The organism is Streptomyces sp. Ncost-T10-10d, assembly GCF_900091955.1.
In the GTDB taxonomy this organism is placed as follows: Bacteria; Actinomycetota; Actinomycetes; order Streptomycetales; family Streptomycetaceae; genus Streptomyces.
In genome coordinates this window covers 1-23,103 of sequence record NZ_FMDF01000216.1, presented here as the reverse complement: position 1 = coordinate 23,103, position 23,103 = coordinate 1, and the positions used below count along the sequence as shown (strand labels likewise).

Sequence of the window (23,103 nt, the reverse complement as noted above, 5' to 3'; positions counted from 1 at the left end):
CGGCGCCCGGGCACACGGAGACAGCGGCCACTCACCCCGCGTAAGGAAATTGGGGCCCTCGCCGGCCCTTGCCACCCCACTTCATCGAGGTCACGAAAATGTATCGGGCATATCGAACATCGACCTTCACAGCAGCACCACGGGTTGGCTAGCGTGCTCGACCGGGCGGCCCGTACCCCCTGAGGCGAACCACGCCGAGCGGGCGCCCGCGCCGAATCCGTCCTGCCCTCGCGGGAGTTCGGAACCGGGGACCCACACGCAGCACCGGGGTGAATCGGTCCTTGTCCCCCCACTCGGACCGTAGGGCAGCCTTCCGTTCCGCCCGAACCCGACAGCTAACCCGGTAGGCGGTCCACGGAAGGAGATGCCGGCCTTGGCGTCGCATCGCAAACCGCGCACCCGGGTGCGCACCACCACACCGGCCGTAGGGCTCACCACGGCGGCACTGGCGTCCGTGACCCTGCTCTCCGCACAGAGCGCCACGGCCGCCCCCGCCCCGAAGCCCAGCATCGAGGACGTCCAGAAGAAGGTCGACGACCTCTACCGGCAGGCGGGCACCGCGACCCAGCAGTACAACCGGGCGAAGGAAGCCTCCACCACCCAGCGCGCCAAGGTCGACGCCCTGCTGGAGGACGTGGCCAAGCGCGCCGACAAGCTCAACGACGCCCGCAGGACGCTCGGCGCCTACGCGGCCGCGCAGTACCGCACCGGTTCCATCGCGCCGAGCGCCACCTTCTTCCTGGCCGACGACCCGCAGTCGTACTTCGACGAGAGCCAGCTGATGAGCCGGATGACCGGTCAGCAGCAGAAGGCAGTCACGGACTTCCGTACGCAGCAGGCCAAGGCGTCGAAGAAGCGTGCCGAAGCGGTGCAGAGCCTGGAGACGCTGACCTCGACACAGACCACGCTGCGCACCAGCAAGCAGAACGTCCAGAAGAAGCTGGGCGAGGCGCGCGCGATGCTGTCGGAACTGACCGCCGAGGAGAAGGCGCGGCTCGCGGCGCTGGAGCGCAAGAAGGAGGCGGAGGCCAAGCGCAAGGCGGAGGAGCTGGCGCGGCAGCAGGCCGCCGCCGAGGCGGAGGCGGACCGCAAGGCCGCGGAAGCCGCGAAGGGGGCGGCATCCGGCAGCGGTACGGGCACGGGCACCGGAACCGGTTCGGACAGCAGCGCCACCACCAAGGCGCAGAAGGCCCTCGCCTTCGCCACGTCCCAGATCGGCAAGCCGTACGTATGGGGCGCGACGGGCCCGGCCTCGTACGACTGCTCCGGGCTCACCCAGGCCGCGTGGAAGGCCGCCGGCGTCGACATCCCACGCACCACCTGGGACCAGGTGAAGACAGGCACCCGGATCGCGACGGCCGATCTGCGGCCGGGCGACCTCGTCTTCTTCTACGACGACATCAGCCACGTCGGCATCTACAAGGGCGACGGAATGATGATCCACGCGCCGAAGCCGGGGGCGAATGTGCGCGAGGAGTCGATCTACTACATGCCGATCTACGGCAGCGTGCGGCCGTCGTGACGGCTCACGCCCTCGTGCCCGCAACTGCCGGACGGGCCTGGATTCCACGCCCGTCCGGCAGCGTGGGCGGCACGGGCCGGCTCAGGTCCAGAGCGTGGCGATGAAGATGTTGGCGAGCGTCAGCCCGCCCACCGCCGCGAAGGCGCCCTTGTCGGCCTTCTCCTCGTCCCGCTTGACGTAGACGAGCGCGAGGATCACGACCAGGAGCAGCAGCTTGACCCCGATCTTGATGTTGTTCACATGGTGGTCGTCGGCCTCGTTGAGCCCGACCAGCGCGACACCGGTGACCAGCATGGTCAGTGCGCCGTGCAGCATCGCCGGGACGAACCGGGCCGCGCCCGCGCCCATCGCCTTCATCTGGGTCAGGAAACCGCCCAGCAGAGAGGCGATACCGATGATGTGCAGCGCGACGAAGACATTGATGAGTACGTCCATGGGTCCGCAGCCTAGCCCCGGGCATATCACCACTCCGCAGGCAGGTGCGACTTCCTGCCACTCCACTCGCGCCTGCACCAGTTGCCTGGCTCTGGTGCAATTTTCCGAGCAATCGACGACAGCGCCGCGCCAAATTCGGGCAATAGGCGTCATTACGACTCTTCCCCGTGCCCCGGGTTTAGCGTCCCTACCCAGGTGACCGGCTTCACCGCCGCTCCGCACCCGGACGGCGAGCCGGTCACCCCGCCGAGAGATCCGGCGGCGGGCCGCTCCCCCTGTTGGTGACCCGCCGCCGGACCTCCGGCGGGCCCGCCGGTAGTCCCCGGCGGGCAGTCGCCAGGAAGGACGCACGCCCCCGTGGCAGCGCACCGGAAACCCAAGCAGCGCCCGTACACCGGCTCTGCTGCCCGCACCGCAGCCACCCTCGCCATCGCCGGGGCCGCCACCGCCGCCGCTCTGCCAGGTTCCGCACACGCCGATCCCCAGTCAACCCCTGCCCAGGTCAGGGCCGAGGTGGACCGGCTGTACCACGACGCGGAAGTCGCCACCGAGCAGTACAACGGCGCGAAGGAGAAGGCGACCGCCGCAGCCGATGCCGTCGACACCCTGCGCGACGAGGCGGCCCGCAGGACCGAGCGCCTCAACGCCTCGCGCAACGCACTGGGTTCCCTCGCCGCCGCGCAGTACCGCACCGGCGGCCTGGACCCGGCCGTACAGCTGGCGCTCTCCTCCGACCCCGACCAGTACCTGGAGCGGGCCTCGTACGTGGACCGGATCGGCGACCGCCAGGCCGCCGAGGTCGACGGGGTGGAGCGACAGGTCGCCCGGATCGCCCAGCTGCGCTCACAGGCCGAGGGAAAGCTGGCTGCGCTGGCATCCCGCCAGGCCGAGCTGAAGAAGCACAAGGCGACGATCAAAACCAAACTGGCCGACGCGCAGCGGCTCCTCGCCACCCTGTCCCCGGCCGAGCGCGCCGCCTACGAGAGCTCGGACAGCGCGCGCTCCGCCGACCGTGCCGATCGCAGCACCGCACGCGGCCCCGTCCAGGCTCCCAACTCCCGTGCCGCCGAGGCCATCGCGTTCGCGTACGGGGCGCTCGGAAAGCCGTACGTCTGGGGCGCGACCGGCCCGTCCTCGTTCGACTGCTCCGGGCTCACCCAGGCCGCCTGGCGCTCCGCCGGTGTCTCGCTCCCCCGGACCACGTACACGCAGATCAACGCCGGCCGACCCGTCTCGCGCTCCGAACTCGCCCCGGGCGACCTGGTGTTCTTCTACTCCGGCGTGAGCCACGTCGGGCTCTACATCGGCAACGGCCGGATGATCCACGCCCCGCGCCCGGGAGCACCGGTCCGGATCGCGCCGATCGACCAGATGCCCTTCGCCGGAGCGACCCGGGTGGCATAGGCTCCTGATCAACCGGCCGGAGGACGACCGCACATGCCCATGGACCTCGATGTCCAGACCCATGCCCGAACGCTCGCCCTGCGCTCCCCCGACCATCTCCGGGTCGGCCCCTTCACCGTGCGGTACAACCCGAACTGGTCGATCAAGTACGCCAATTACGCGATACCCGACCGGGACGCCGAGCCGACGGCGGAGGACCTCGACGCCCTGATCGCGGCATTCCGCGCGTACGACCGGATGCCGCGGCTGGAGTTTCTGCCCGGCTGGGCCCCCGCGGTCGAACCCGCTCTGCTCGCCGCCGGGTTCACCGTCGAGAACCGGGCCCCGATCCTGGCCTGTGCCCCGGGCGACCTGCTGCCGCCGAAGCCGGTGGACTCCCTCGCGATCGCCGAACCGGTCACCGACGCGGAGTTCGACGCCGCCGCGCTCGTCCAGCACCACGGATACGGCGGGACCGGCGAGCCCGAGGGCGGCGAGGCGGCCTGGCTGCGCGCGGCGGCCGGGGGCGGCGGGGTCGCGGCCCTCGCCACGGTCGGCGGTGTCCCGGCGGGCGCGGGCGGCTGCTCGGTCCCGGTCGACGGCCTCACCGAACTGGCCGGCCTCGCCGTCGCCGACACCTTCCGCCGCCGCGGCGTCGGCGCCGCGCTCTGTGCCCACCTGACCGCGACGGCCTTCGAGCGTGGCTGCCGGGTGGTGTGGCTGGAGCCGGGCGACGCGGATGTGGAGCGGATCTACGCGGGCATCGGCTACCGCCGGGTCGGCGAGAAGCTGAACATCTCGCTCGTCCCCGACGGCACGGCCGGCTGACTCAGACCAGCCGCCGCGCCGTCGCCCACCGGGTCAGCTCGTGCCGGTTCGACAGCTGGAGCTTCCGCAGCACCGCCGAGACATGCGACTCGACCGTCTTCACCGAGATGAACAGCTGCTTGGCGATCTCCTTGTACGCATAGCCGCGGGCGATCAGCCGCAGCACCTCGCGCTCGCGCTGCGTCAGCCGGTCCAGGTCCTCGTCGACCGGCGGCGCGTCCGTGGAGGCGAAGGCGTCGAGGACGAAGCCGGCCAGCCGGGGCGAGAACACCGCGTCGCCGTCCTGGACCCGGAAGACCGAGTCGATCAGGTCGGTGCCGGTGATCGTCTTGGTGACGTAGCCGCGGGCGCCGCCGCGGATGACGCCGATGACGTCCTCGGCGGCGTCCGAGACGGACAGCGCCAGGAACCGCACCGGGTTCTCGGCGGTACCCATCAGCGGGGCGCAGCGGCGCAGCACCTCGACGCCGCCGCCGCCGGGCAGATGGACGTCGAGGAGGACGACCTCGGGGCAGGTCGCCGTGATGACAGTGACCGCCTGGTCGACGTCGGCGGCCTCACCGACCACCTCGACGCCCGTCTCCTCGGTGCGGCCGATCTCGGCCTGAACACCGGTGCGGAACATCCGGTGATCGTCGACGAGCACGACCCGTACCCGGCGCTCCGGGCCCCCTGTCGCCTCAGTGGTCTCCGTCATCGCTCGCCCTCTCCATCTCCAGCTCGACTTCCGTGCCCCCACCGGGCACCGAACGCAGTCGCGCCGTACCGCCGTTGCGCTGCATCCGGCCGATGATTGATTCTCGTACGCCCATTCTGTCCCCCGGTACGGAATCCAGATCGAATCCCGGGCCCCGGTCGCGCACCGAGACGAAGACCGTGCGGCCCTCGACCTCGGCGTAGACCTGCACGGCGCCGCCCTCGCCACCGTACTTGGCGGCATTGACCATCGCCTCGCGTGCGGCCTGCATCTGCGCGGCCAGCCTCTCGTCCAGCGGGCAGTCGCCGACGACGACGACCTCCAGCGGAACGCCGTGCTTGTCCTCGACCTCGGCGGCGGCGCGCTTGACCGCCTCGGCGAGGGTCTCGGGTTCGTCGTCCTCGTCCTTGCCGGTGCCCTCGGGGTTGTACAGCCAGTTGCGCAGTTCGCGCTCCTGGGCGCGGGCCAGTCTGCGGACCTCGCCCGCGTCCTCCGCGTTGCGCTGGATCAGGGAGAGGGTGTGCAGCACCGAGTCATGGACATGGGCGGCGACCTCGGCACGCTCCTGGGCCCTGATGCGCATCGTGCGTTCTTCGGAGAGGTCCTGGGTCATGCGTACGAGGTAGGGGCCGGCCAGCAGCGCGATGCCGGTGAGGACGGCGATCGCGGCGGTCAGGACGTTGCCGAGCTGGGCCGCGGACCCGCGTACCACCATGAAGACGGCCAGGCCCAATCCGACCAGGGCCACCCCGGCAAGACCCCGGGCCAGATGCAGGACCCGGCGGCGGCTGCCGACCTCCATCCAGCGCGCGCGCCGGGCGTTGTCGGCCTGCCGCCACACGAGTACGGAACCTGCGCCGATCAGCAGCGTGGGCCAGATGTAGCGGTCGGCCTTGCTGCCCATGTCGACGTTGCCGACGAAGATGATGGCGCCGATGAACAACGCGATGAGGGCGAAGACCTGGCCCTTGTCGGGTTTGCGGAGCCGGCGTCTGCCGTCCGGGGCGGTCTCGAAGACGGAGCGCGGCGCCTCCACACCACCGACACCGAGCGGGACGACGATCCAGAACACGGCGTAGAGCAGCGCGCCGAGGCCGTCCGCGAAGAACAGACTGAGGAAGACGAACCGCACCCAGGCGACGGGCAGCCCGAGATGTCCGGCGAGACCGCGCGCGACACCGCCGAGCAGCCGTCCGTCGGCGCTGCGGTACAGCTTGCGCAGCGGCGGCTCCTCCGGGTCGGCGTTGCGGGAGCTCGTTGCTCGGGACGTGGCGGCTGGCATGCACCGATCGTCACACGTCCGTACGGGTGACGGCATCAGGGTCCGCCCCCGACTCGACCCTGAGAGTGCGCGGAGGCGCCTCCCGCGGGTACCGCCGGGGCGGTACCGGAACGCCTCGCTCATGAGCCACCGGACCGGTACCGGTTGCCTCCCCCAGGGGGCCGCCGGGCCAATATCAGGGATCGGCCAGGGTCGGTGCCGGTCCCGGACGGGCGCCGGGCCCGTCACCATAGAGCCATGACCGTTCCCCAGGACGCCTCCCCCGGTGTCGCACCACCACCCCCCGGACCGGGACCGCAGCTGCGGCGCAGCCCGCGGCACAAAGTCGTGGCCGGGGTGTGCGGCGGGCTCGGCCGGTACTGCGACGTCGACCCGGTGATCTTCCGGATCGTGCTCGGTGTGCTGTCCGTCACCGGCGGCATCGGACTGATCTTCTACGGCTTCGCCTGGCTGCTGATCCCCCTGGAGGGTGAGGACGAGAACGAGGCGCGCCGGCTCCTGTCCGGCCGCGTCGAGGGTGCGTCGCTGATCGCGGTGCTGCTCGCGCTGATCGGCTGCGGGCTGTTCCTCTCCATGCTGGGCAATGGCGGCACGCTGGCGTTCTCCGCGATGCTGTCGCTCGCGGTCGTCGGCTTCGCCGTCTGGACGCAGAACCGCAGGACGGCGGCGCCCGAGGACCCGCTGCATCCGGCGACCGCGCAGGCGGTGGCGGACGCGCCGCCCGAGGTGAAGGCTCCGCCGTCGCCGGGCAGCCCGTCGTGGTGGCGGGATCCGATCATCAAGGACGGCACCTCGGGTCCGGCGGGCCCCGGCTATCTGTGGGGTCCGGCCGATGCGGCGCTCGACGGCCGGGCGGTACGGCCCGCGGGTGCGACGCCTCAGGACCCGTTCCGCGCGCCCCCGCAGGAGGACGGCACCCGGGGCCCGACCTCGATCGGCGGTCTCGTGTTCCTGTTCGCGCTGATCGCGGGCGGTCTGGGCACGGGGCTGAGCTGGGACTCCCAGCCGCTCGGCACGAGTCTGCAGATCGGTCTGGCCGGTGCGCTCGCGGTGTTCGGGCTCGGAACGCTGGTCAGTGCGTTCCTCGGACGGACCGGGTTCGGCACGGTCATGCTGTCGGTGATCACGGCGGCCCTGCTGGCCGGTGCGTCCGCGCTGCCGAAGGACATCACCACCCAGTGGGTGCGCGAGGGCTGGCAGCCGGCCTCGGTGGCGGCGGTGCGGCCGCACTACCAGCTGGGCTCCGGGGTGGCACGGCTGGACCTCACCGGGATCACGGTCCCCCGGGGCGACACCGTCCGTACGGGGGTGAACGTCGGGGCGGGCCGCGCCGTCGTCGTCGTGCCGAAGGCGGCGACGGTGAAGGTGGACGCGCGGGCGAGCTTCGGCTACATCACGCTGCCGGTCAGCCGGACGGGCGATGCGCCGGACGGCCCGCAGCGCAATGTGGAAGACATGAATCTGTCGCAGCAGGAACGCAGGACGCTTCCGCCGCCCCCGGGCAGCAAACCGGCCGGCACGGTCGAGCTCACTCTCGAAGTCGGCATCGGACAGGTGGAGGTCACCCGTGCTGCGTCATGAGATCCGTCCGGGACGGGCGGTGGCGGGCCTGGTCATGCTCGCTCTGGCAGCGGGATACGCGGCGGACGCCGCGGGGGTCTGGGACGCCCCGTGGGTCTTCTTCTTCCCGCTGCTCTTCGGCGGCCTCTGGCTGGCCGCCACCGCGACCTGGGTGAACTACACGATCCGTCGCCGCCGTGACGCGAGAAAGGCGTCCACGGAGAACGCCGCGGCCCCGCCGAGCAGCAGCGGCAGCCAGGCCATGAGGTAGGCCAGGTCGTTGCCGAAGTAGTACGGATCGACCTGCCAGCTCACGGTCAGCCACAGGCTCAGCGAGATCAGCGCCCCGCCGAGCGCGGCGAGCCGTGCCCACAGCCCGACGAGGGTACCGAGGCCGACGGCGAGTTCGCCGATGGCGATGGCGTACCCGAAGGCGCCGGGGTTCTTCAGCGCGAGGTCGACGAGGGCCGGGATCGCGGACGAGTCGCGCACCGCGTGCATCATCTCGCCGATGGAGCCGGCGCCGCTCGCGCGGAAGAAGGCGCTGTCCATCAGTTTGTCGAGCCCGGCGTAGATGAAGGTGAGACCGAGAAAGATCCGCAGCGGCAGCAGGGCATGCTCCCGCGCCAGTTCCTTGAGCCCTCTCGTCTCACCCAGACCGCGTACGTTCGTGCCGTAACTCTGAATGTCCTGCATGTGGCTGCCCCGCCTTCCGTAGACCCGTCGACAGACCATACGTACGCGGTGGACGCCCGACTCACCCGGTGGGGCGTCCGGTCGGGGGGTATCCGTCACCCCACAGCCGGACACGGGCTGCGGAAGTCAGTCCGTCACATCGATCTCGAACCGGTTCGTCTCCACCCCGGCAGCGGTCACGACCTGCACCTCCACCAGCCCCGGTTCCACCTCCACCGGTACCGGCACGGTGAGCACGTTGTCGGTCGGGTTGGCGAAGCCGCCGGTCACCGGGATCAGCGGCACATGCACATGGACCCGGCCGATCCGGACGACCATGCGGGCCAGCCGGTCCGGCGCCCCGGCACCGGGCGGCACGAAGCCCGCCCCACGGATCTCGATGTCGTCGCCGGTACGGATCGGCGCGTCCAGATCCCCGGCCTCCCGGGCCCGGACCACCGAGAGCACCACAGGGCGCCCGCCCTCCGCGTACTTCCCCGCGAAGTACGCGAGAGCCGAGACGGTGACCAACAGCGCCAGACCCCAGGGAAGGTCGGGCAGCTGCTCGGGCCTGCGGGCCAGACGGACTGCGGCGAACAGCACGGCGACGGTGCTCACCAGTACGTACTGCACATCCGTGAAGCTGCCCCGCCCGGAGTCGTCGGTGAGCAGATCGGCGGCGCGCGGCCGGTCGGCCCGCAGCTTCTGCAGCCGCCCCGACAGGGCGCGTACGGTCACCACCCGGCGTACAACCACGGCGACGGCGCACACCAGTGCCAGCACGGTCACCACCCCGGCGCCCCGGGCCAGATCCAGCCCCTCGATCAGTTCGTCGCGCTCGGTGTGGCCGGAGGCGCCCGCCAGCTGGAGCGCCAGCACGAGTACGGAGAAGACCGCGAGCAGCACCCAGGACGCGGCGACCGCCCGGGAGGTGGAGAGCCGGTTGTCCTCGCCGATCACCGGGGCGAGGAGGCCGCCGCGGGCCCGGTGGACATGGGCGGCACCGGTCAGCAGGCCCGCGGTGACGAGTCCGGCGACCAGTCCCGCCGTTCGGGCGTTGGTCCAGCCCGCACCGATGGCGGTGGCGGATTCGGCGACGACCAGGACGACGAGGCTCCCCCACACCGCGATCAGGGTGCGCCGCCACACCCGGTACAGCCAGGCGTCGCCCGCTTCCCGGCCCCGTTCGGCGACGGTCCTGGCGGACTGGGTCAGCTCGTCGGAGACCCACTGGCGGGTCGCGGAGGCGGACTGGGCGACCCCGGGCGGCAGCCCCTGACCGGCGGCGAATTCGTCCCGCTTGGTCAGGAAGGCGGCCACCGCGCGCCGGTGGCCCTCGCGCGCCCCGTGCGGGCAGTCGCCGCACGTGCAGCCGCCGCCGTGCGTGCTGCTCGCCCTCGCCTCGTCCAACGCCACGGAGAACGCCGCCCTTTCCTGTCCCGGTACAGCCAACTCAGCTGTTAATGCTGCGAATTGTGCCGTACAGGAGGGCTCCGGGCCGCATCGGGGCGGCCCGTCGGCGCAGATCGTCAGAATGTGCGACTGATCCGGCGCCACAGAGGCTGGTAGTTGATCCAGGCCACCAGATCGCTGCCGAGCTGCTCACGGGTGGCGACCGCGTCCCGGTGCTCGATCAGCACCGGCTTTCCGGCCGCCCGCGCCGCCAGCTGCACCTGGCAGGAACGCTCCAGCGTGATGAACCACCAGGCGGCCGCGTCCACCGAGTCGCCGACGGTCAGCAGCCCGTGGTTGCGCAGCACGATCGCCTTGTGCCCGCCGAGCGCGGCGGCGATCCGGCGCCCCTCCTCCTCGTCGACGACGACCCCGGTGTACGCGTCGTACAGCACGTGGTCCTCGTAGAAGGCACAGGATTCCTGGGTGACGGGCTCGACGAGCTCGCCGAGCACGGACAGGGCCCGGCCGTGCACGGAGTGGGTGTGCGCGACCGCGACGACGTCCGGGCGGGCCCGGTGCACCTGCGCATGGACGGCGAACGCCGCCTGATTGACGTGGTGCCGCCCTTCGACGACCTGCCCTTCCCCGTTGACCAGGATCAGCTCGTCCGGCGCGAGCCCGTCGAAGGGGGCCCCGAAGGGGTTGACCCAGAAGCAGTTGGTGAACTCCGGGTCCCGCGCGGTGATGTGACCGGAGACGCCGTCCTCGTACCCGTACTCCCCGAACAGCCTGAGCGCCCCGGCCAGCCGTTCCTTGCGGTACGCGCGCTCGTCCGCCACCGACTCGTGGACGGGCGGCATCGCGAAGTGGAGCTGGTCCACAGGTATGGGTGTGGGCTCGGGCATGGCGACTCCTCGGGGCTCCCAGGGCGTACGGGATCGGAAGTTACCGCCGGTCGCCACAGGTGGCCAGAGGCATCGGGACTCGATTCGGGCACGGGCCCGGGTACGCGACGATGCCGCCGCCCAGGTGAATGAGCGACGGCATCGGCGTCGACCGGGTGTCAGGCAGGGCCCGTCGGGAAGGTCACTCCCACTCGATGGTGCCCGGCGGCTTGCTCGTCACGTCGAGCACGACGCGGTTGACGTCGGCGACCTCGTTGGTGATGCGGGTCGAGATCTTGGCGAGCGTCTCGTACGGCAGACGCGACCAGTCGGCCGTCATGGCGTCCTCGGAGGAGACCGGCCGCAGGACGATCGGGTGACCGTAGGTGCGGCCGTCGCCCTGGACGCCGACCGAGCGGACGTCGGCGAGCAGCACCACCGGGCACTGCCAGATGTCGCGGTCCAGGCCGGCCGCCGTCAGCTCCTCGCGGGCGATGGCATCGGCCTCGCGGAGCAGGTCGAGCCGCTCCTTGGTGACCTCGCCGACGATACGGATACCGAGACCCGGGCCGGGGAACGGCTGGCGCTGGACGATCTCCTCCGGCAGGCCGAGCTCCTGGCCGACCATCCGGACCTCGTCCTTGAACAGCTGGCGCAGCGGCTCGACGAGCTGGAACTCGATGTCGTCGGGGAGGCCGCCGACATTGTGGTGGGACTTGATGTTGGCGGTGCCGGTGCCGCCGCCGGACTCGACGACGTCCGGGTAGAGCGTGCCCTGCACGAGGAACGCGACGTCCTCACCGGCCGCGCCCGCCTCGGCGACGAGCTCGGCCTGGGCCTGCTCGAAGACGCGGATGAACTCGCGGCCGATGATCTTCCGCTTCTGCTCGGGGTCGGAGACCCCGGCCAGCGCGTTCAGGAAGCGCTCCTCGGCGTCGACGACCTTCAGCTGGACGCCGGTGGCGGCCACGAAGTCCTTCTCGACCTGCTCGGTCTCGTCCTTGCGCATCAGGCCGTGGTCGACATACACGCAGGTCAGCTGCGAGCCGATGGCCTTCTGCACAAGGGCTGCGGCGACTGCGGAGTCCACGCCGCCGGACAGGCCGCAGATGGCGCGCTTGGTGCCGACCTGCTCGCGGATCAGCGCGATCTGCTCCTCGACCACATTGGTCGTGGTCCAGGTCGGCTCGATGCCGGCGCCGCGGTAGAGGAAGTGCTCCAGGACCTGCTGGCCGTGCGTGGAGTGCAGGACCTCGGGGTGGTACTGGACGCCGTAGAGCTTCTTCTCGTCGTTCTCGAAGGCGGCGACCGGTACGACGTCCGTGGACGCGGTGACGGTGAAGCCCTCGGGGGCGGCGGAGCAGGCGTCGCCGTGCGACATCCAGACCGACTGCTCGGTGGGGGTGCCCTCGAAGAGCGTGGAGCCGGCCTTGGAGACGGTGAGCGGGGTGCGGCCGTACTCACGGGCACCGTTGTCGTCGACGGTGCCGCCGAGCGTGGTGGCCATCAGCTGGAAGCCGTAGCACATGCCGAAGACCGGAACCCCGGCCTCGAAGATCGCACGGTCGAGGGAGGGTGCGCCCTCCGCGTACACCGAGGAGGGGCCGCCGGACAGGATGATCGCCCGGGGGTTCTTGGCCAGCATCTCGGCCACCGGCATCGTGGACGGGACGATCTCGCTGTAGACCCGGGCCTCACGGACACGTCGGGCGATGAGCTGGGCGTACTGCGCCCCGAAGTCGACAACGAGGACCACGTCGGTGGCGATGTCGGGGGCGGCGGGGGGTGCTGCTGGCACGGGGCGGCCTTCCGGCGGTGAAAGGGGGTCGGTTTTGTCGATTCTACCGGGGATGCGGAGGCGGCCGTCGTCACGCCCGGACAGGGCTGCGGGAAGCGCAGGCCCCGGGCCGGGGCCGGGCGGTGTCTCAGCATCCGGGCCCCGTGTTGGCCCGCCCGCACAGGCGGGGCCATACTGACTTCCATGCGACAGCACACGACCTTCGTCTTTACCTATGGCATCCGGCCCGCCGGCTGCCATGGTCGTGCTGCTTGATCCACTGACAAGCAACGTTCCAGGCGCCCCGGGCCGAAAGGCCCGGGGCGTTCTGGCGTTCCGGACCGGTCGGATTCGGGGGCCGCACCCCACGAGGAGTCACCACCATGACCAGCACCGCCCCTGTGCAGAGCAGCACCGCGAAGACCGGCACCGCGAAGACCACTGCCGAGAAGACCGGCGCGCACACCGATGAGGCCGCCGCGCTGATCGGCAACGCGAGGTCCCGCATCGACGCCCTCGACGACCGGATCATCGGACTCGTCCAGGAGCGGATGGCCGTCTCCGCGGTCATCCAGGAGGCCCGGATCACCTCCGGCGGCCGCCGGATCAACCTCTCGCGCGAGATGGAGATCCTCGGCCAGTACCGGGACGCGCTCGGCAAGCCCGGCACCTCCCTCGCCATGACGCTGCTCGAGCTCTGCCGCGGCCGGGCCTGACACCCCACGGGCAGGGGGTGCCCCGGCGTATCCCAGTTCGGGCCGACTCTCACCCGTACGGCGCGTGACCGGGTCCGCCGTGACTTCGTTGGTCCCGGTGTCCGTGCCAGCCAGGGGCGGCTTTGGAAAGAAACCACGCGTGGCTCCGCTGGAGCGTGTGGCGTACTGCAGGTACGCCGTGGGACCGCGCCCCAGCGTGCGTGACCGGTCGGCAGGGGACAGCAGCCCGGTCACCCCAAGAACGGTCGGCTCCGGGGACGCCCGGAGCCGGCCGTATCCGGTCGAGGCGGTCTGCGCGGGGCGCAGCCGTCCGGCTCGGTGCCGAGGGCCGCATCCCGGTGCTGATCGCGCAGGGCCCCAGGGACCGCCTCCCGGTCGATGGGGCCCTTGCTCATGGCCACCTCTGTTGCCCGGCCACCGGCCGGACGTCAGCCCCGCCGGGGGTATCGGCGGGCCGTCGCGTACAGCACGCCGCCCGCTGCGAGTGCGACCGCCGCGCCGGCGGCCACCGGCAGCGCGCCGGTGCCGGTCGATGCCAGGGCGCCGCCGGTGGAACCGGCCGTGGTGGAACCGCCCGTGGCGGCTCCCGAGGTGGTCGAGCCGTTGGACGTGGCGCCGGAGCCGCCGGTCGAGCCGCCGGCGGTGGCCGGGCCGGCCGATCCGGAGCCGGAGGCCCCGCCCGACGGCGGTGGATCCGGCGCCGCCGTCGCCGTTGTCGCTGTTCAGGACCAGCAGCGCGGTGTTGTTGCCCGGCTTCGGGTCGAAGGGAAGCTTCGGGGACTCGGCGAGGCGCGGGGTGCGTACTGTGACCGCGCCGGAGGCTCCCGTCACCACCTTGTCGATCTTCAGCTGGAAGCGCAGGGCGAAGTCGGCGTCGTCCCGTACGGCCATGGATGTGTCGCAGACATAGCGGGGCGCTCCGCTCCGGCTCTCGCCGTACCGGCCGTCGGCCGTCATGCCCCGGCAGGCGGCGGGACTGCCGGTGACCGAGGCGCCCTCGGGGACGGTGAAGTCGACCGTGGCGACGGGTTCGCCGGATCTCGGGTGGCCGACCCAGGCCGGGCCCTTGTTGCGGAAGCCGATGGTGGCCGCGACGGTTTCGCCGGCAGCGCCCCGCGCCCGGGCGCCGTAGGCCACGAAGTCGGCGGAGTTCGCGGTGACGAAGTCCGCTTCCTGCTGGTTGTCGCGGGGATCGAGGTCCACGCCTCGGACGGTGGCGGCCTCCTTCAGGGTGAGCGCGGCGCCCCTGCCCGCGGTGACGCCGGCCGCCGAACGCTGCGCGCCCCGCCCCGGTACGTCCTCGTCGATGCGGTACACGAGTGTGTCGTGGAAGGCGTGCTCGGTGGCCTCGATGGAGAGCGGCACGCCGAGCCGGTAGGTCGCCCCCGCTTCGTACGTGCCGGGGACGGAGCAGCGGGCGGTGGTTCCGGCGGGAAAGCCCCGGCCTGCTTCGCCCTCGCTGTACTCGCAGTTCGCGTAGCGCTCGATGAAGTCCAGGCCGCGCGTGTACATCAGGGTGAGCAGGACGCCGTCGGCCGCCCGCGTGCCGTTGTTGGTGAAGGTGACGGGAACCGGCTGGGTCTCGCCGGGCTTCAGATTCTGCTTCAGCGGGAGCCGCTCCATCACCAGGTCGGGGCCACCGATGACCACCTCGGTGGAGAAGTCGGTGAACGTCGCCCCGTCCGACTTGCCGGTGGCCCGGATGGTGCCCGAGTCGCCGATGCGGCTGCCCTCGGCGGCGAAGAGGTCGAGTTCGGCGAGCGTGCTCCGGCCGGGCCCGAGGCCGTGACCGCGACAGACGGCCGTGGAGCCGGTGAGCTCGCAGTCCGCGCCGCCGGTCTCGCCGAAGGCCGCATCGACGATGCCCGCGATCCCGGTCAGATCGAAGGTCACGGTGAAGTCCCCCTCGAAGGTGCCGGGCCCCTTGTTCGGTGACGGATTGTCGACCGTGACCTCGGCCGTCGACTTCCGCGGTGAACCGCTCGCCGGGTAGGGGTGCAGGGCGGTCGCGGCGGGGCCGCCGATCACCAGCTCCGGGCCGGCGGCCTGCGCGGGGGTGCCGAGGGCGAGCGAGCAGGCGGCCAGCAGACCGACGGCGGCGAATCCGCCGGCGGCGCGGTGCAGCGCGGCTCGCGGGGAAATGGTTCTCATCGCGGACTCTCTGAGGTCGGTGGGGGCGGTGCGACCGCTGTGACAGCGCTGCGAGTTCGACCGTGTGGCCCGGTGAACAGTTGCGCGGCCTCAGATCACGGATTGAGTACGGAGAGAAACGTGAGCGGCGTCACATAAGGGTTCTGTGAGTATCCGGACAACCATTGCGGCGGGCCACGGGTCAACCATGCGGAACCACCGGCCCCGCCCGTGCCCCGGCACGGTGGGCCCGTCCCGACAGCCGTACCGCTCACAGCGGTACGCCGGAGTACCGAGGCCGCATGAAGCTTCGCCGCGCCATGGCGCTCACCGCCACCACGGCAGTGAGCGCCCCTGCCGCGGTACCGGCCGCCCCGGTCGCGAAGCCGGCCGGCAACCCGACGGGCTCGCTCTCCGACAGCCTCGCGGAGACGGGTTCGTCGTCCGCGGCGCCGGTGTTCGCCGCGGCGGGCGGCGCGGCCGTTGTGCTCGGCGCAGGCGCGATGTTCATCGTGCGGCGCCGCAGGAACGGTGACACCGGCGTGTAAGGCGTTTGGTCACCGTGAGCATGGAGGGGCTGCACTCGGAGGGGGGTGCAGCCCCTTCTGCTGTCCCGGTTCGCTGGGGCTGCTACGACTTCTTCTTCGGCGGGACGGTCGGCAGCCCGAGGAACGGCAGTTTCAGCGCACCGAATGCCTCCTTCGGCACCGCCGGTGCCTGCGGCTCGACCGCGGCCAGCCTTTCGTACGCCTCGCCCTGTTCCGGACGTGGGTCCGCCTCGCCCTTGTTGGGCCAGAAGGACATCGCACGCTCGGCCTGTGCGGTGATGGTGAGCGACGGGTTGACGCCGAGGTTCGCGGACACCGCCGAGCCGTCGACCACCGAGATGCCGGGGTGTCCGTAGAGCCGGTGGTACGGATCGATCACCCCGTCCTCGGCGCTCGCGCCGATGGGGCAGCCGCCGAGGAAGTGTGCCGTGAGCGGGGTGCCCATCAGTTCGCCGACGTTCGAGCCGGCGAAGCCGTTGATCTCGTCGGCGAGCAGTGAGGCGCAGCGCGTCGCCTCCTCGATCTGCGTCGGGTTGGGCGCGCCGTGCCCCTGCCGGGCGGTGAGCAGGCCCTTCCCTACGCCGCCCGGCTTGCGATACGTCGTCAGGGAGTTGTCCAGCGACTGCATGACGAGGCCGATGATGGTCCGCTCCGACCAGCGGCGGTTGGAGAGCGACCGCACGGCGAGCGTCGGGTGCTTGGCCATGTTGCCGAGCCAGCGCAGCACCCGGCGACTGCCGTACGGCACCTGGAGGATCGACATCGCGCCCATCGCGTTGGAGCCCTTGCCGTAGCGGACCGGCTCGATGTGGGTGTTCTCGTCGGGGTGGATCGAGGACGTGATCGCGACGCCCCGGGTGAAGTCGGCCTTCGCCGTGCCGTGCTTCCTGCGGTAGCGCCGGTCGCTGGTCTGCGAGCCGACGAGCGCCTCGGAGTTGGTGCGGGTCAGCTCGCCGAGCCGGTCCGAGAGCCGGGGCAGCAGCCCCCGGTCCTTCATGGTGTGCAGCAGGGTCTGTGTTCCGTATGTGCCCGCCGCGACGACCACCCTGCGAGCGCGCAGCCGCTCGGGCTCTGCCTTCTTGCGGCGGTCGGTCGGGACGGTGGTGACGTGGTAGCCACCCTCCGGGGCGTCCGTGATCGCGACGACGGAGGTCATCGGGTGGATGACGGCTCCGGCCTTCTCGGCGAGGTGGAGGTAGTTCTCGTTGAGGGTGTTCTTCGCGCCGTGGCGGCAGCCCGTCATGCATTCGCCGCACTCGGTACAGGCCTTGCGGGCGGGGCCCGCGCCCCCGAAGTACGGGTCGGCGACCGTCTCACCGGGCTTGGCCCTCGCCGTACCGTCGGCGTCCTCGCCGTCACCGAAGAAGACCCCGACCGGGGCGAGATGGAAGGTGTCGCCGACGCCCATGGCCTGCGCGGCCGCCTTCAGATGGACGTCGGACGGGGTCGTCGTCGGGTTGAGCCGGACTCCGAGCATCCGTTTGGCCTGGTCGTAGTACGGCTTCAGCTCGTCCTGCCAGTCGGTGATGGACGCCCACTGGCGGTCCTCGAAGAACGGCGCCGGGGGTACGTACAGCGTGTTGGCGTAGTTGAGCGAGCCACCGCCGACGCCCGCACCGGCCAGCACCATCACCTTGCCGAGCAGATGCACGCGCTGGATGCCGTAGAGCCCGAGTGCGGGGGCCCACAGGTAGTTCTTGATGTCCCAGGAGTTCTTGGGGAGGGTGCCGGGGCCGAAGCGGCGGCCCGCCTCCAGGACCCCGACCCGATAACCCTTCTCGGTCAGCCGCAGGGCCGACACCGCACCGCCGAAGCCCGAGCCGACGACCAGGACGTCGTAGTCGTACGCCGCGTCGTCGGTCTCACCGGCCGGTCCGGCCTGATTCTGGGCAGGGCTGTCCTGGGACATGGCTCTCCTCGGTACGAAAAGGGCAGAACGTGCTGCGGTGCCAAGGGGTTCAGCGCAGGCGGAACGCCTTCATCGCCTTCAGGCTGCGGGTCATGAACGCCGCGTACTTCTCGTCGTCCATGCCGAGGACCGGGGCGAGCGGAATCAGCCGCTGCTGGGCGACGGTCTGGGCCTCGGTGTACTTGAGGATGCCCTCGGATCCGTGCCGCCGGCCGAGACCGGAGTCCTTCATGCCGCCCATCGGGGACTGCACGCTGCCGTACGCGGGGGCGTATCCCTCGTTGATGTTGACCGTGCCGGTCCGCAGCCGGGAGGCGACCTGGTGGCCGCGCTTCGAGTCCTTGGTCCAGACGCTCGAATTCAGGCCGTACGGGGTGGCGTTGGCGAGAGCGACGACCTCGTCCTCGTCGGTGAAGCGGTAGATGGAGACGACCGGGCCGAAGGTCTCCTCGTTGCAGACGGCCATCGGCGCCTCGACGCCGTCGAGGATGGTCGGCTCGTAGAAGAGCGGGCCGATGTCGGGACGGGCGACCCCGCCCGCGACGAGCTTGGCACCCTTCTCGACGGCCTCCGCGACATGACGGGTGACGGTCTCCAGCTGGCGCTCGCCGACCAGGGAGCCCATGTCGGCGCCGTAGGCGAGGGAGTTGCCGAGCCGCATGGCCTTCGTGCGGGCGGCGAAGCGGGCCACGAAGTCGTCGGCGACCGACTCGTGGACGTACAGCCGCTCGATGGAGATGCAGAGCTGACCGGCTGAGGAGAAGCAGGCGCGCACGGCGCCCGCGGCGGCCTTCTCCACGTCGGCGTCCTTCAGGACCAGCATGGCGTTCTTGCCGCCGAGCTCCAGCGAGACACCGACGAGCCGGGCCGCCGCACCCTGCGCGACCTCGCGGCCGGTGCGGGTGGAGCCGGTGAACGAGACGTAGTCGGCGTGCTTGACGACCTCGGGGCCGATGACCGGCCCGTCACCGAGGACCACCTGGAACACCTCTGCGGGCAGTCCGGCCTCGATCAGCAGGTCCCGGGCCCACAGCGCGGTCAGCGCGGTCTCGGTGTCGGGCTTCATCACGACGGCGTTGCCGGAGACGAATGCGGGCAGCGCGTCACCGACGGAGAGCTCCAAGGGGTAGTTCCACGGCGCGATCTGGCCGACCACGCCGCGCGGCTGACGCAGCTCGGTGACCTTCGTGAGCGTCGGCACGACTCCGGTGTGCCGCTTGGGTTTCAGATACGAGGCGGCCGCGCGCCCGTAGTGGCGGGCCACGACGGCGACGGCCTGCACCTCCTCGTGGGCGTGCAGCCGGGCCTTGCCGGTCTCCAGCTGGATGAGGTCGAGGACCTCCGCCTGCCGCTGGAGCACGAGGTCGTGGAAGCGGAGCAGGACGGCCGCTCTGGCGCGGACGGGGGTCGCGGCCCAGGCTGCCTGGGCGGCCCGGGCCCGCTCGAAGGCGGTCGCCACGTCCTCGGGGGTGGACTCGGGCAGGTCGGCCAGCTTCTCCCCGGTGAAGGGGGTGTGGTTGGCCGTGCTGCCGCTGCCGACGACCCCGCGCGTGAGGTGGGCGACCACCTCGGGGGTGACCACGTCGGCGGCGGTGCGCGCGCCTGCGGGCGCGGCGGCCACCGGATTGGTGCCGAGCGGGGCTGCGGAGGTGGACGTGGAGGCCTGCGAGTCCGTCATGAGGGCGAGAGTACGGCCAGCCGCACGCTTTGGGTACCCGTGAGTAACGGGTTTTCACACTCCCCACAAACAAGCCAGTGATCACTGGCAATAAAGCCCCTGATCAGGACCCCTGCGGCCGCCGACGCGATCCGGCGGGCCTCAGCCGGAGCTGTCGGGCGCCCGCCATCCGCGCAGCATCGTGTCGAACTGCGCCCGCGTCGTGTCCCAGTCCGCTGCCGGGCCCGTCATGTACAGCGCGTACTCCGGACCGCCCTGCTCCCCGAAGTACATCTGGTCGATGGCGTGGCGCGGCCCCGGGTGGTCCTTGGTCTCGGTCCAGGTGAACTCCCAGAGCGAACCCGGACGGTCCCGGTACGTGTTGGAGTGCAGGGTCTTGCGCTCGTAGCCGGGCAGCCGTTTGGCGAGCTGGGGCTCCAGGCTCGTCACCATGTGCATGTACGGGTTCTCGAAGTCGGGCGCCGGGTCGATGCTGATCCGGATGTAGTGCACGCCGTTGTCCGGGGTGTAGTCGATCTGGTTGCCGTCCGCCCGGCGCTCCCAGCCCTCGGGCACGGTCAGGCTGAAGCCCTCGGGGTCGTTCACCCGCTTCCAGCCGTCGGGCACGTCCTTCACGCGCGCATCGGGCTTGGCCGAGGGCGAGGTCTTGGCGTCGGGCTTCCCGGCGTCACGCTTCCCGGGGTCGACGGGCGCGTGCGTGCCCGTGCCGTCGCGTCCGGTGGTGTCCTGCGTCCAGTCGCCGTACTTCATCGCGGCGAGTCCCGCGCCGCCGCCGACCAGCGCCGCGGCCGCGATGACCAGGACCGCCGTGCGCCAGCGGCTGCGCCGGACCGTCGGGGCCGGTGCCGGGGCCGGGGCCGGTGCGGGGGTCGCCGAGTGGGGCAGTTGAGTGGTTTCGGGCGCTGAGGGACCGTCCGGGCCCAGCGAGCGCAGGACCTCGTCGGGAACCCTCTGCGTCGGCACGTACGCCTGGGCGGCCACGGGCGCGCGGCCCTCCATGGCGTCCAGCAGCATCCGCTCCGTCTCCGCGGCCGACGGGCGCTCGTCCGGCTCCTTGCGCAGCAGCGCGGTGATCACGGGGGCCAGCGGGCCGGCCTGCGCGGGCGGCGGCGGTTCCTCGGTGACGACGGCCTGCATGGTGGAGATCGGGGAGGTACGACGGAACGGCGAGCGCCCCTCGACCGCGGTGTAGAGCGTGGCACCGAGGGACCACAGGTCGGAGGCGGGGCCCGGATCACCGCCGCGTACCCGCTCGGGCGCCAGATAGTCGATGGAGCCGACCAGTTCACCGGTCCTGGTGATGGTCGAGTCGCCCTCTATCGCGGCGATCCCGAAGTCGGTGAGCAGCACCCGCCCGTCACTGGCCAGGAGTACGTTGCCCGGCTTCACGTCCCGGTGCAGGACCCCCGCATCGTGTGCGGCGCGCAGGGCTCCCAGCACATGGAGGCCGATCCTGGCGGCCTCGCGCGGCTCGATCTCGCCGGACTCCTTGGCCGCGTCGGCGAGTGACGGACCGTCGACGTACTGCATGACGATCCAGGGCCGGTCGTCGTACTCGATCACGTCATGGACGGTGACCACGCCCGGGTGTGTGATCCGGGCGGCCGCGCGGGCCTCCTTCTGCGTGCGGGCGTGCAGCACGATCCGGTCGGCCTCGGCGACGTACAGCCCGGCGGTCAGCTCCTTGACCGCGACCGTGCGGTGCAGCACCTCGTCGTGGGCGCGCCAGACCTTGCCCATCCCACCGCGCCCGAGGACTTCGCCGAGCCGATACCTTCCGGCCAGTACCAGTCCCGCGTCCGTGCCCTGTGATCGATCCACGTATCCCCGCCCCGTTCCCTCGGAGGCCAGATTACGGAGGGGACGCAGGCCACGGAACCTCGCATCACCCAAGAGACCGCACTGTGATGCTTGTCGCTCCGCCACCCTTCGGGTGACGTACCGAAATGCTTCAGGGCGTCACGCGGTAGGAGGCGATGGCTTGTTCATAGATGTCCGAGACCTTGTCGCGCCGGTCCTCCGGGCCGATGACCTGGAGAATGTGGTAGCGGCCGTCGACAATCATCGCGAGATTACGGGCGTACACCTCGCGGCCGGAGGCGTCCTGCCAGGTGAACTGCCCCTCGGCCATGGCCTGCCGGCCGACATCGATCCGGCGCAGCCCGCTCGACCCCGACCAGCTCGATTCGCGGAACGGCTGCAACTCCAGCTCCTTGTCGGCCTGGTACGCCAGCGGGTCGCCGCCGTTGGCCTTGACGGTGTCGCGTCCGGGGACGATCAGCAGGCTGAAGCCATCACTGCCGTACCGGATCTGACGGTCCGTGTTGGCGGGGCTGCGCTGCCAGCCCTTGGGTACGCCGACCTCGAAACCCTCCGGGTCCTTGCGCAGGGCGTAGCCGGGGGCGAGCGCGACGGCGGAGCGGCTGGTCTGCGGCTGCTGCGCGCCGGACGGCTGAGAGGGTGACTGCCCGCCGGACGCGCCGGCGCCGGGCTCCGGCGAACCGGACGTCGACGACGCCGGGCCCGAGGAGCGGGTGCCGGAGCCGCTGTCCGCCTTGGGCATGAACATCACGGCGTACGCGATGGCCGCGACCAGGGCCAGCAGGATCAGCACCAGAAGCAGCCGTCCGAGCCGTCGCGGCGCCCGCCCCTCGCCCGGCCGGGGGCCGGGTGGCGGGGTGCGCAGCGCCTTGGGGCCCTTGGGCTCGCGCGGCGCCCTGGGTGGCTTTTCCGCCCGGGGTCTGTCGTGGCGGTCGGGCTTCTCCTTCGTGTGGCGGTGACGGCCGTGGGCCGCGCCCTGCCCCATGCGGCCGCGGCGCCTGCGGACCAGCTCGCCCCGGCGGCGTACGACGGGAAGCCGGGCGCTGTCGGCGGACGGCAGTGGCACGACGTCCAGACCGGCCTCGGGCTCGGGCGCCGATCGCACGAGGGAACGCAGCCAGCCGCTCAGCTCCTCGACGTCCGGCCGCTCGGTGGGGTCCTGGCGCAGCAGCGACTCGACGACGGGGCGCAGCGGGCCGCACTCCTCGGCGAAGGCGGGCGGCTCCCCGCACACCATCTGGACGAGCTCGGCCGCGTTCTCCTCGGGGTACGGGGCGTGGCCCTGGACGGCGCGGTAGAGCAGCGCGCCGAGCGCCCAGAGGTCGGTGGCGGGGCCGATCGGCGGCGCCAGCTGCCAGTTCTCGTGGACGGGTCCGGCCTGCTCGGGCGCCCAGCGCTCGGTGACCGCGCCGACGACGGCGATCCGGGTCTGCCGGGCCCGCTCGGCGGCGAGGGTGGTGGCGGGGCCGCGATAGGCGGGGCCCGTACGGCCGCTCGCAACGATCTCGTCCCAGCGGCCCGGCTGTTGCTGCGGCTCGGGCCGATGCACGGGCAGCGCCGGGGAGTTGCCGTGGCGGCGGGCATCGGCGCGCAGGGCGTCCTCGCCCGAGCCTCCGGCGGGGACGGGGCGCCCGGATCCCGGGCCGTCGCTCCAGGTGCCGGTGAGATGCAGCCGCCGGCCGGGCGGCGACTGGCCGTCGCCTCCGTGGCTGTCGTCGTCCTCGTCGTCGTACGGGTCGTCTTCGTACGGGTCCTCGGCGGGCTGGTTCCAGGGGCCGGCCGGCTGCGGGTGGCCGTGGTCCGGGCCGGTCGGCCCCGCGCCCTCCGGCCGCGCGGGGCGCTGGACCGGGAGGCTGCCGGTGT

At 71.7% G+C, this 23,103-nt stretch carries 17 protein-coding genes, 1 pseudogene and 1 riboswitch; of the genes and pseudogenes, 7 read left to right on the top strand and 11 right to left on the bottom strand.

All coding sequences use genetic code 11. From position 1 onward, the window contains the following. The first annotated feature begins 199 nt into the window (after positions 1–199). Positions 200–366, top strand: a riboswitch (cyclic di-AMP (ydaO/yuaA leader). Next, positions 365–1,522 carry a C40 family peptidase gene (locus tag GA0115254_RS37205; protein WP_093899673.1) on the top strand — a complete coding sequence of 386 codons (1,158 nt, stop codon included), beginning with the start codon at positions 365–367 and terminating at the stop codon, positions 1,520–1,522. (Overlaps the previous riboswitch by 2 nt.) An 81-nt stretch (positions 1,523–1,603) precedes the next feature. Here GA0115254_RS37205 and GA0115254_RS37200 read toward each other — a convergent pair whose 3' ends face one another. After that, entirely contained in the window at positions 1,604–1,957 is a 354-nt protein-coding gene (locus GA0115254_RS37200; RefSeq protein WP_093899672.1) for a hypothetical protein, read from the bottom strand. Between the two features lie 357 nt (positions 1,958–2,314). Between GA0115254_RS37200 and GA0115254_RS37195 the strand changes: the two genes are divergently transcribed. Both GA0115254_RS37195 and GA0115254_RS37190 read left to right on the top strand, forming a co-directional pair. Next, positions 2,315–3,361: a C40 family peptidase gene (locus GA0115254_RS37195; RefSeq protein WP_093899671.1), complete on the top strand. Its 1,047-nt coding sequence runs from the start codon at positions 2,315–2,317 to the stop codon at positions 3,359–3,361. Between the two features lie 33 nt (positions 3,362–3,394). Continuing rightward, a complete protein-coding gene (locus GA0115254_RS37190; RefSeq protein ID WP_093899670.1) occupies positions 3,395–4,168 on the top strand; it encodes a GNAT family N-acetyltransferase in 774 nt (257 codons plus the stop codon). A gap of 1 nt (position 4,169) precedes the next feature. On the opposite strand, the gene GA0115254_RS37185 is transcribed toward GA0115254_RS37190, so the two are convergent. Beyond that, the gene (locus tag GA0115254_RS37185) at positions 4,170–4,865 is read right to left on the bottom strand and encodes a LuxR C-terminal-related transcriptional regulator (protein WP_093899669.1); all 696 of its coding nucleotides are present in this window, start codon (positions 4,863–4,865) and stop codon (positions 4,170–4,172) included. Next, positions 4,849–6,147, bottom strand: coding sequence for an ATP-binding protein (locus GA0115254_RS37180; RefSeq protein WP_093899668.1), 1,299 nt, complete (start codon positions 6,145–6,147; stop codon positions 4,849–4,851). The genes GA0115254_RS37185 and GA0115254_RS37180 overlap by 17 nt, the downstream gene beginning before the upstream one ends. Positions 6,148–6,384: 237 nt before the next feature. Between GA0115254_RS37180 and GA0115254_RS37175 the strand changes: the two genes are divergently transcribed. Continuing rightward, positions 6,385–7,728, top strand: a complete 1,344-nt coding sequence (locus tag GA0115254_RS37175; protein WP_093899667.1) for a PspC domain-containing protein — start codon at positions 6,385–6,387, stop codon at positions 7,726–7,728. Between the two features lie 156 nt (positions 7,729–7,884). Here GA0115254_RS37175 and GA0115254_RS37165 read toward each other — a convergent pair whose 3' ends face one another. From GA0115254_RS37165 to guaA, 4 genes are all read right to left on the bottom strand, one after another. Then, on the bottom strand, positions 7,885–8,403 hold the full coding sequence (locus GA0115254_RS37165) for a DoxX family protein (RefSeq protein WP_093899665.1): 519 nt from the start codon (positions 8,401–8,403) through the stop codon (positions 7,885–7,887). A gap of 126 nt (positions 8,404–8,529) precedes the next feature. Further along, the gene (locus tag GA0115254_RS37160) at positions 8,530–9,798 is read right to left on the bottom strand and encodes a hypothetical protein (RefSeq protein ID WP_093899664.1); all 1,269 of its coding nucleotides are present in this window, start codon (positions 9,796–9,798) and stop codon (positions 8,530–8,532) included. Positions 9,799–9,911: 113 nt separating this feature from the next. Continuing rightward, entirely contained in the window at positions 9,912–10,682 is a 771-nt protein-coding gene (locus tag GA0115254_RS37155) for a class II aldolase/adducin family protein (RefSeq protein ID WP_093899663.1), read from the bottom strand. A 181-nt stretch (positions 10,683–10,863) separates the two neighbouring features. Continuing rightward, on the bottom strand, positions 10,864–12,459 hold the full coding sequence (guaA, locus tag GA0115254_RS37150) for a glutamine-hydrolyzing GMP synthase (RefSeq protein ID WP_093899662.1): 1,596 nt from the start codon (positions 12,457–12,459) through the stop codon (positions 10,864–10,866). Positions 12,460–12,821: 362 nt separating this feature from the next. On the opposite strand from guaA, the gene GA0115254_RS37145 reads away from it, so the two are divergent. The 3 genes from GA0115254_RS37145 to GA0115254_RS48035 all read left to right on the top strand — a co-directional run bounded on the left by GA0115254_RS37145 (position 12,822) and on the right by GA0115254_RS48035 (position 15,832). Beyond that, positions 12,822–13,154: a chorismate mutase gene (locus tag GA0115254_RS37145; RefSeq protein ID WP_093899661.1), complete on the top strand. Its 333-nt coding sequence runs from the start codon at positions 12,822–12,824 to the stop codon at positions 13,152–13,154. Positions 13,155–13,547: 393 nt separating this feature from the next. Next, positions 13,548–15,089 (top strand): hypothetical protein, encoded by a 1,542-nt coding sequence (locus GA0115254_RS48040; protein WP_370741008.1) that lies wholly within the window; start codon positions 13,548–13,550, stop codon positions 15,087–15,089. Positions 15,090–15,586: 497 nt separating this feature from the next. Next, positions 15,587–15,832 (top strand): LAETG motif-containing sortase-dependent surface protein, encoded by a 246-nt coding sequence (locus tag GA0115254_RS48035; RefSeq protein ID WP_370741007.1) that lies wholly within the window; start codon positions 15,587–15,589, stop codon positions 15,830–15,832. An 82-nt stretch (positions 15,833–15,914) separates the two neighbouring features. Here the strand turns inward: GA0115254_RS48035 and GA0115254_RS37130 are convergent, their stop codons facing one another. From GA0115254_RS37130 to GA0115254_RS37115, 4 genes and pseudogenes are all read right to left on the bottom strand, one after another. Further along, positions 15,915–17,741, bottom strand: coding sequence for a GMC oxidoreductase (locus GA0115254_RS37130; RefSeq protein ID WP_093899660.1), 1,827 nt, complete (start codon positions 17,739–17,741; stop codon positions 15,915–15,917). A gap of 49 nt (positions 17,742–17,790) precedes the next feature. Next, the gene (locus GA0115254_RS37125) at positions 17,791–19,419 is read right to left on the bottom strand and encodes a succinic semialdehyde dehydrogenase (protein ID WP_093899659.1); all 1,629 of its coding nucleotides are present in this window, start codon (positions 19,417–19,419) and stop codon (positions 17,791–17,793) included. 141 nt (positions 19,420–19,560) lie between these two features. Further along, positions 19,561–21,240, bottom strand: coding sequence for a serine/threonine-protein kinase (locus tag GA0115254_RS37120; RefSeq protein WP_093899658.1), 1,680 nt, complete (start codon positions 21,238–21,240; stop codon positions 19,561–19,563). A gap of 130 nt (positions 21,241–21,370) precedes the next feature. Continuing rightward, positions 21,371–23,103: pseudogene (locus GA0115254_RS37115) on the bottom strand (hypothetical protein); the annotation flags it as partial.

Bases quoted from the DNA above. Each gene is read 5' to 3' on its own strand.
- GA0115254_RS37205 (WP_093899673.1), top strand. From the start codon at position 365: ATGCCGGCCTTGGCGTCGCATCGCAAACCGCGCACCCGGGTGCGCACC.
- GA0115254_RS37200 (WP_093899672.1), bottom strand. From the start codon at position 1,957: ATGGACGTACTCATCAATGTCTTCGTCGCGCTGCACATCATCGGTATC.
- GA0115254_RS37190 (WP_093899670.1), top strand. From the start codon at position 3,395: ATGCCCATGGACCTCGATGTCCAGACCCATGCCCGAACGCTCGCCCTG.
- GA0115254_RS37185 (WP_093899669.1), bottom strand. From the start codon at position 4,865: ATGACGGAGACCACTGAGGCGACAGGGGGCCCGGAGCGCCGGGTACGG.
- GA0115254_RS37180 (WP_093899668.1), bottom strand. From the start codon at position 6,147: ATGCCAGCCGCCACGTCCCGAGCAACGAGCTCCCGCAACGCCGACCCG.
- GA0115254_RS37175 (WP_093899667.1), top strand. From the start codon at position 6,385: ATGACCGTTCCCCAGGACGCCTCCCCCGGTGTCGCACCACCACCCCCC.
- GA0115254_RS37165 (WP_093899665.1), bottom strand. From the start codon at position 8,403: ATGCAGGACATTCAGAGTTACGGCACGAACGTACGCGGTCTGGGTGAG.
- GA0115254_RS37155 (WP_093899663.1), bottom strand. From the start codon at position 10,682: ATGCCCGAGCCCACACCCATACCTGTGGACCAGCTCCACTTCGCGATG.
- GA0115254_RS37145 (WP_093899661.1), top strand. From the start codon at position 12,822: ATGACCAGCACCGCCCCTGTGCAGAGCAGCACCGCGAAGACCGGCACC.
- GA0115254_RS48040 (WP_370741008.1), top strand. From the start codon at position 13,548: ATGGCCACCTCTGTTGCCCGGCCACCGGCCGGACGTCAGCCCCGCCGG.
- GA0115254_RS48035 (WP_370741007.1), top strand. From the start codon at position 15,587: ATGAAGCTTCGCCGCGCCATGGCGCTCACCGCCACCACGGCAGTGAGC.
- GA0115254_RS37130 (WP_093899660.1), bottom strand. From the start codon at position 17,741: ATGTCCCAGGACAGCCCTGCCCAGAATCAGGCCGGACCGGCCGGTGAG.
- GA0115254_RS37125 (WP_093899659.1), bottom strand. From the start codon at position 19,419: ATGACGGACTCGCAGGCCTCCACGTCCACCTCCGCAGCCCCGCTCGGC.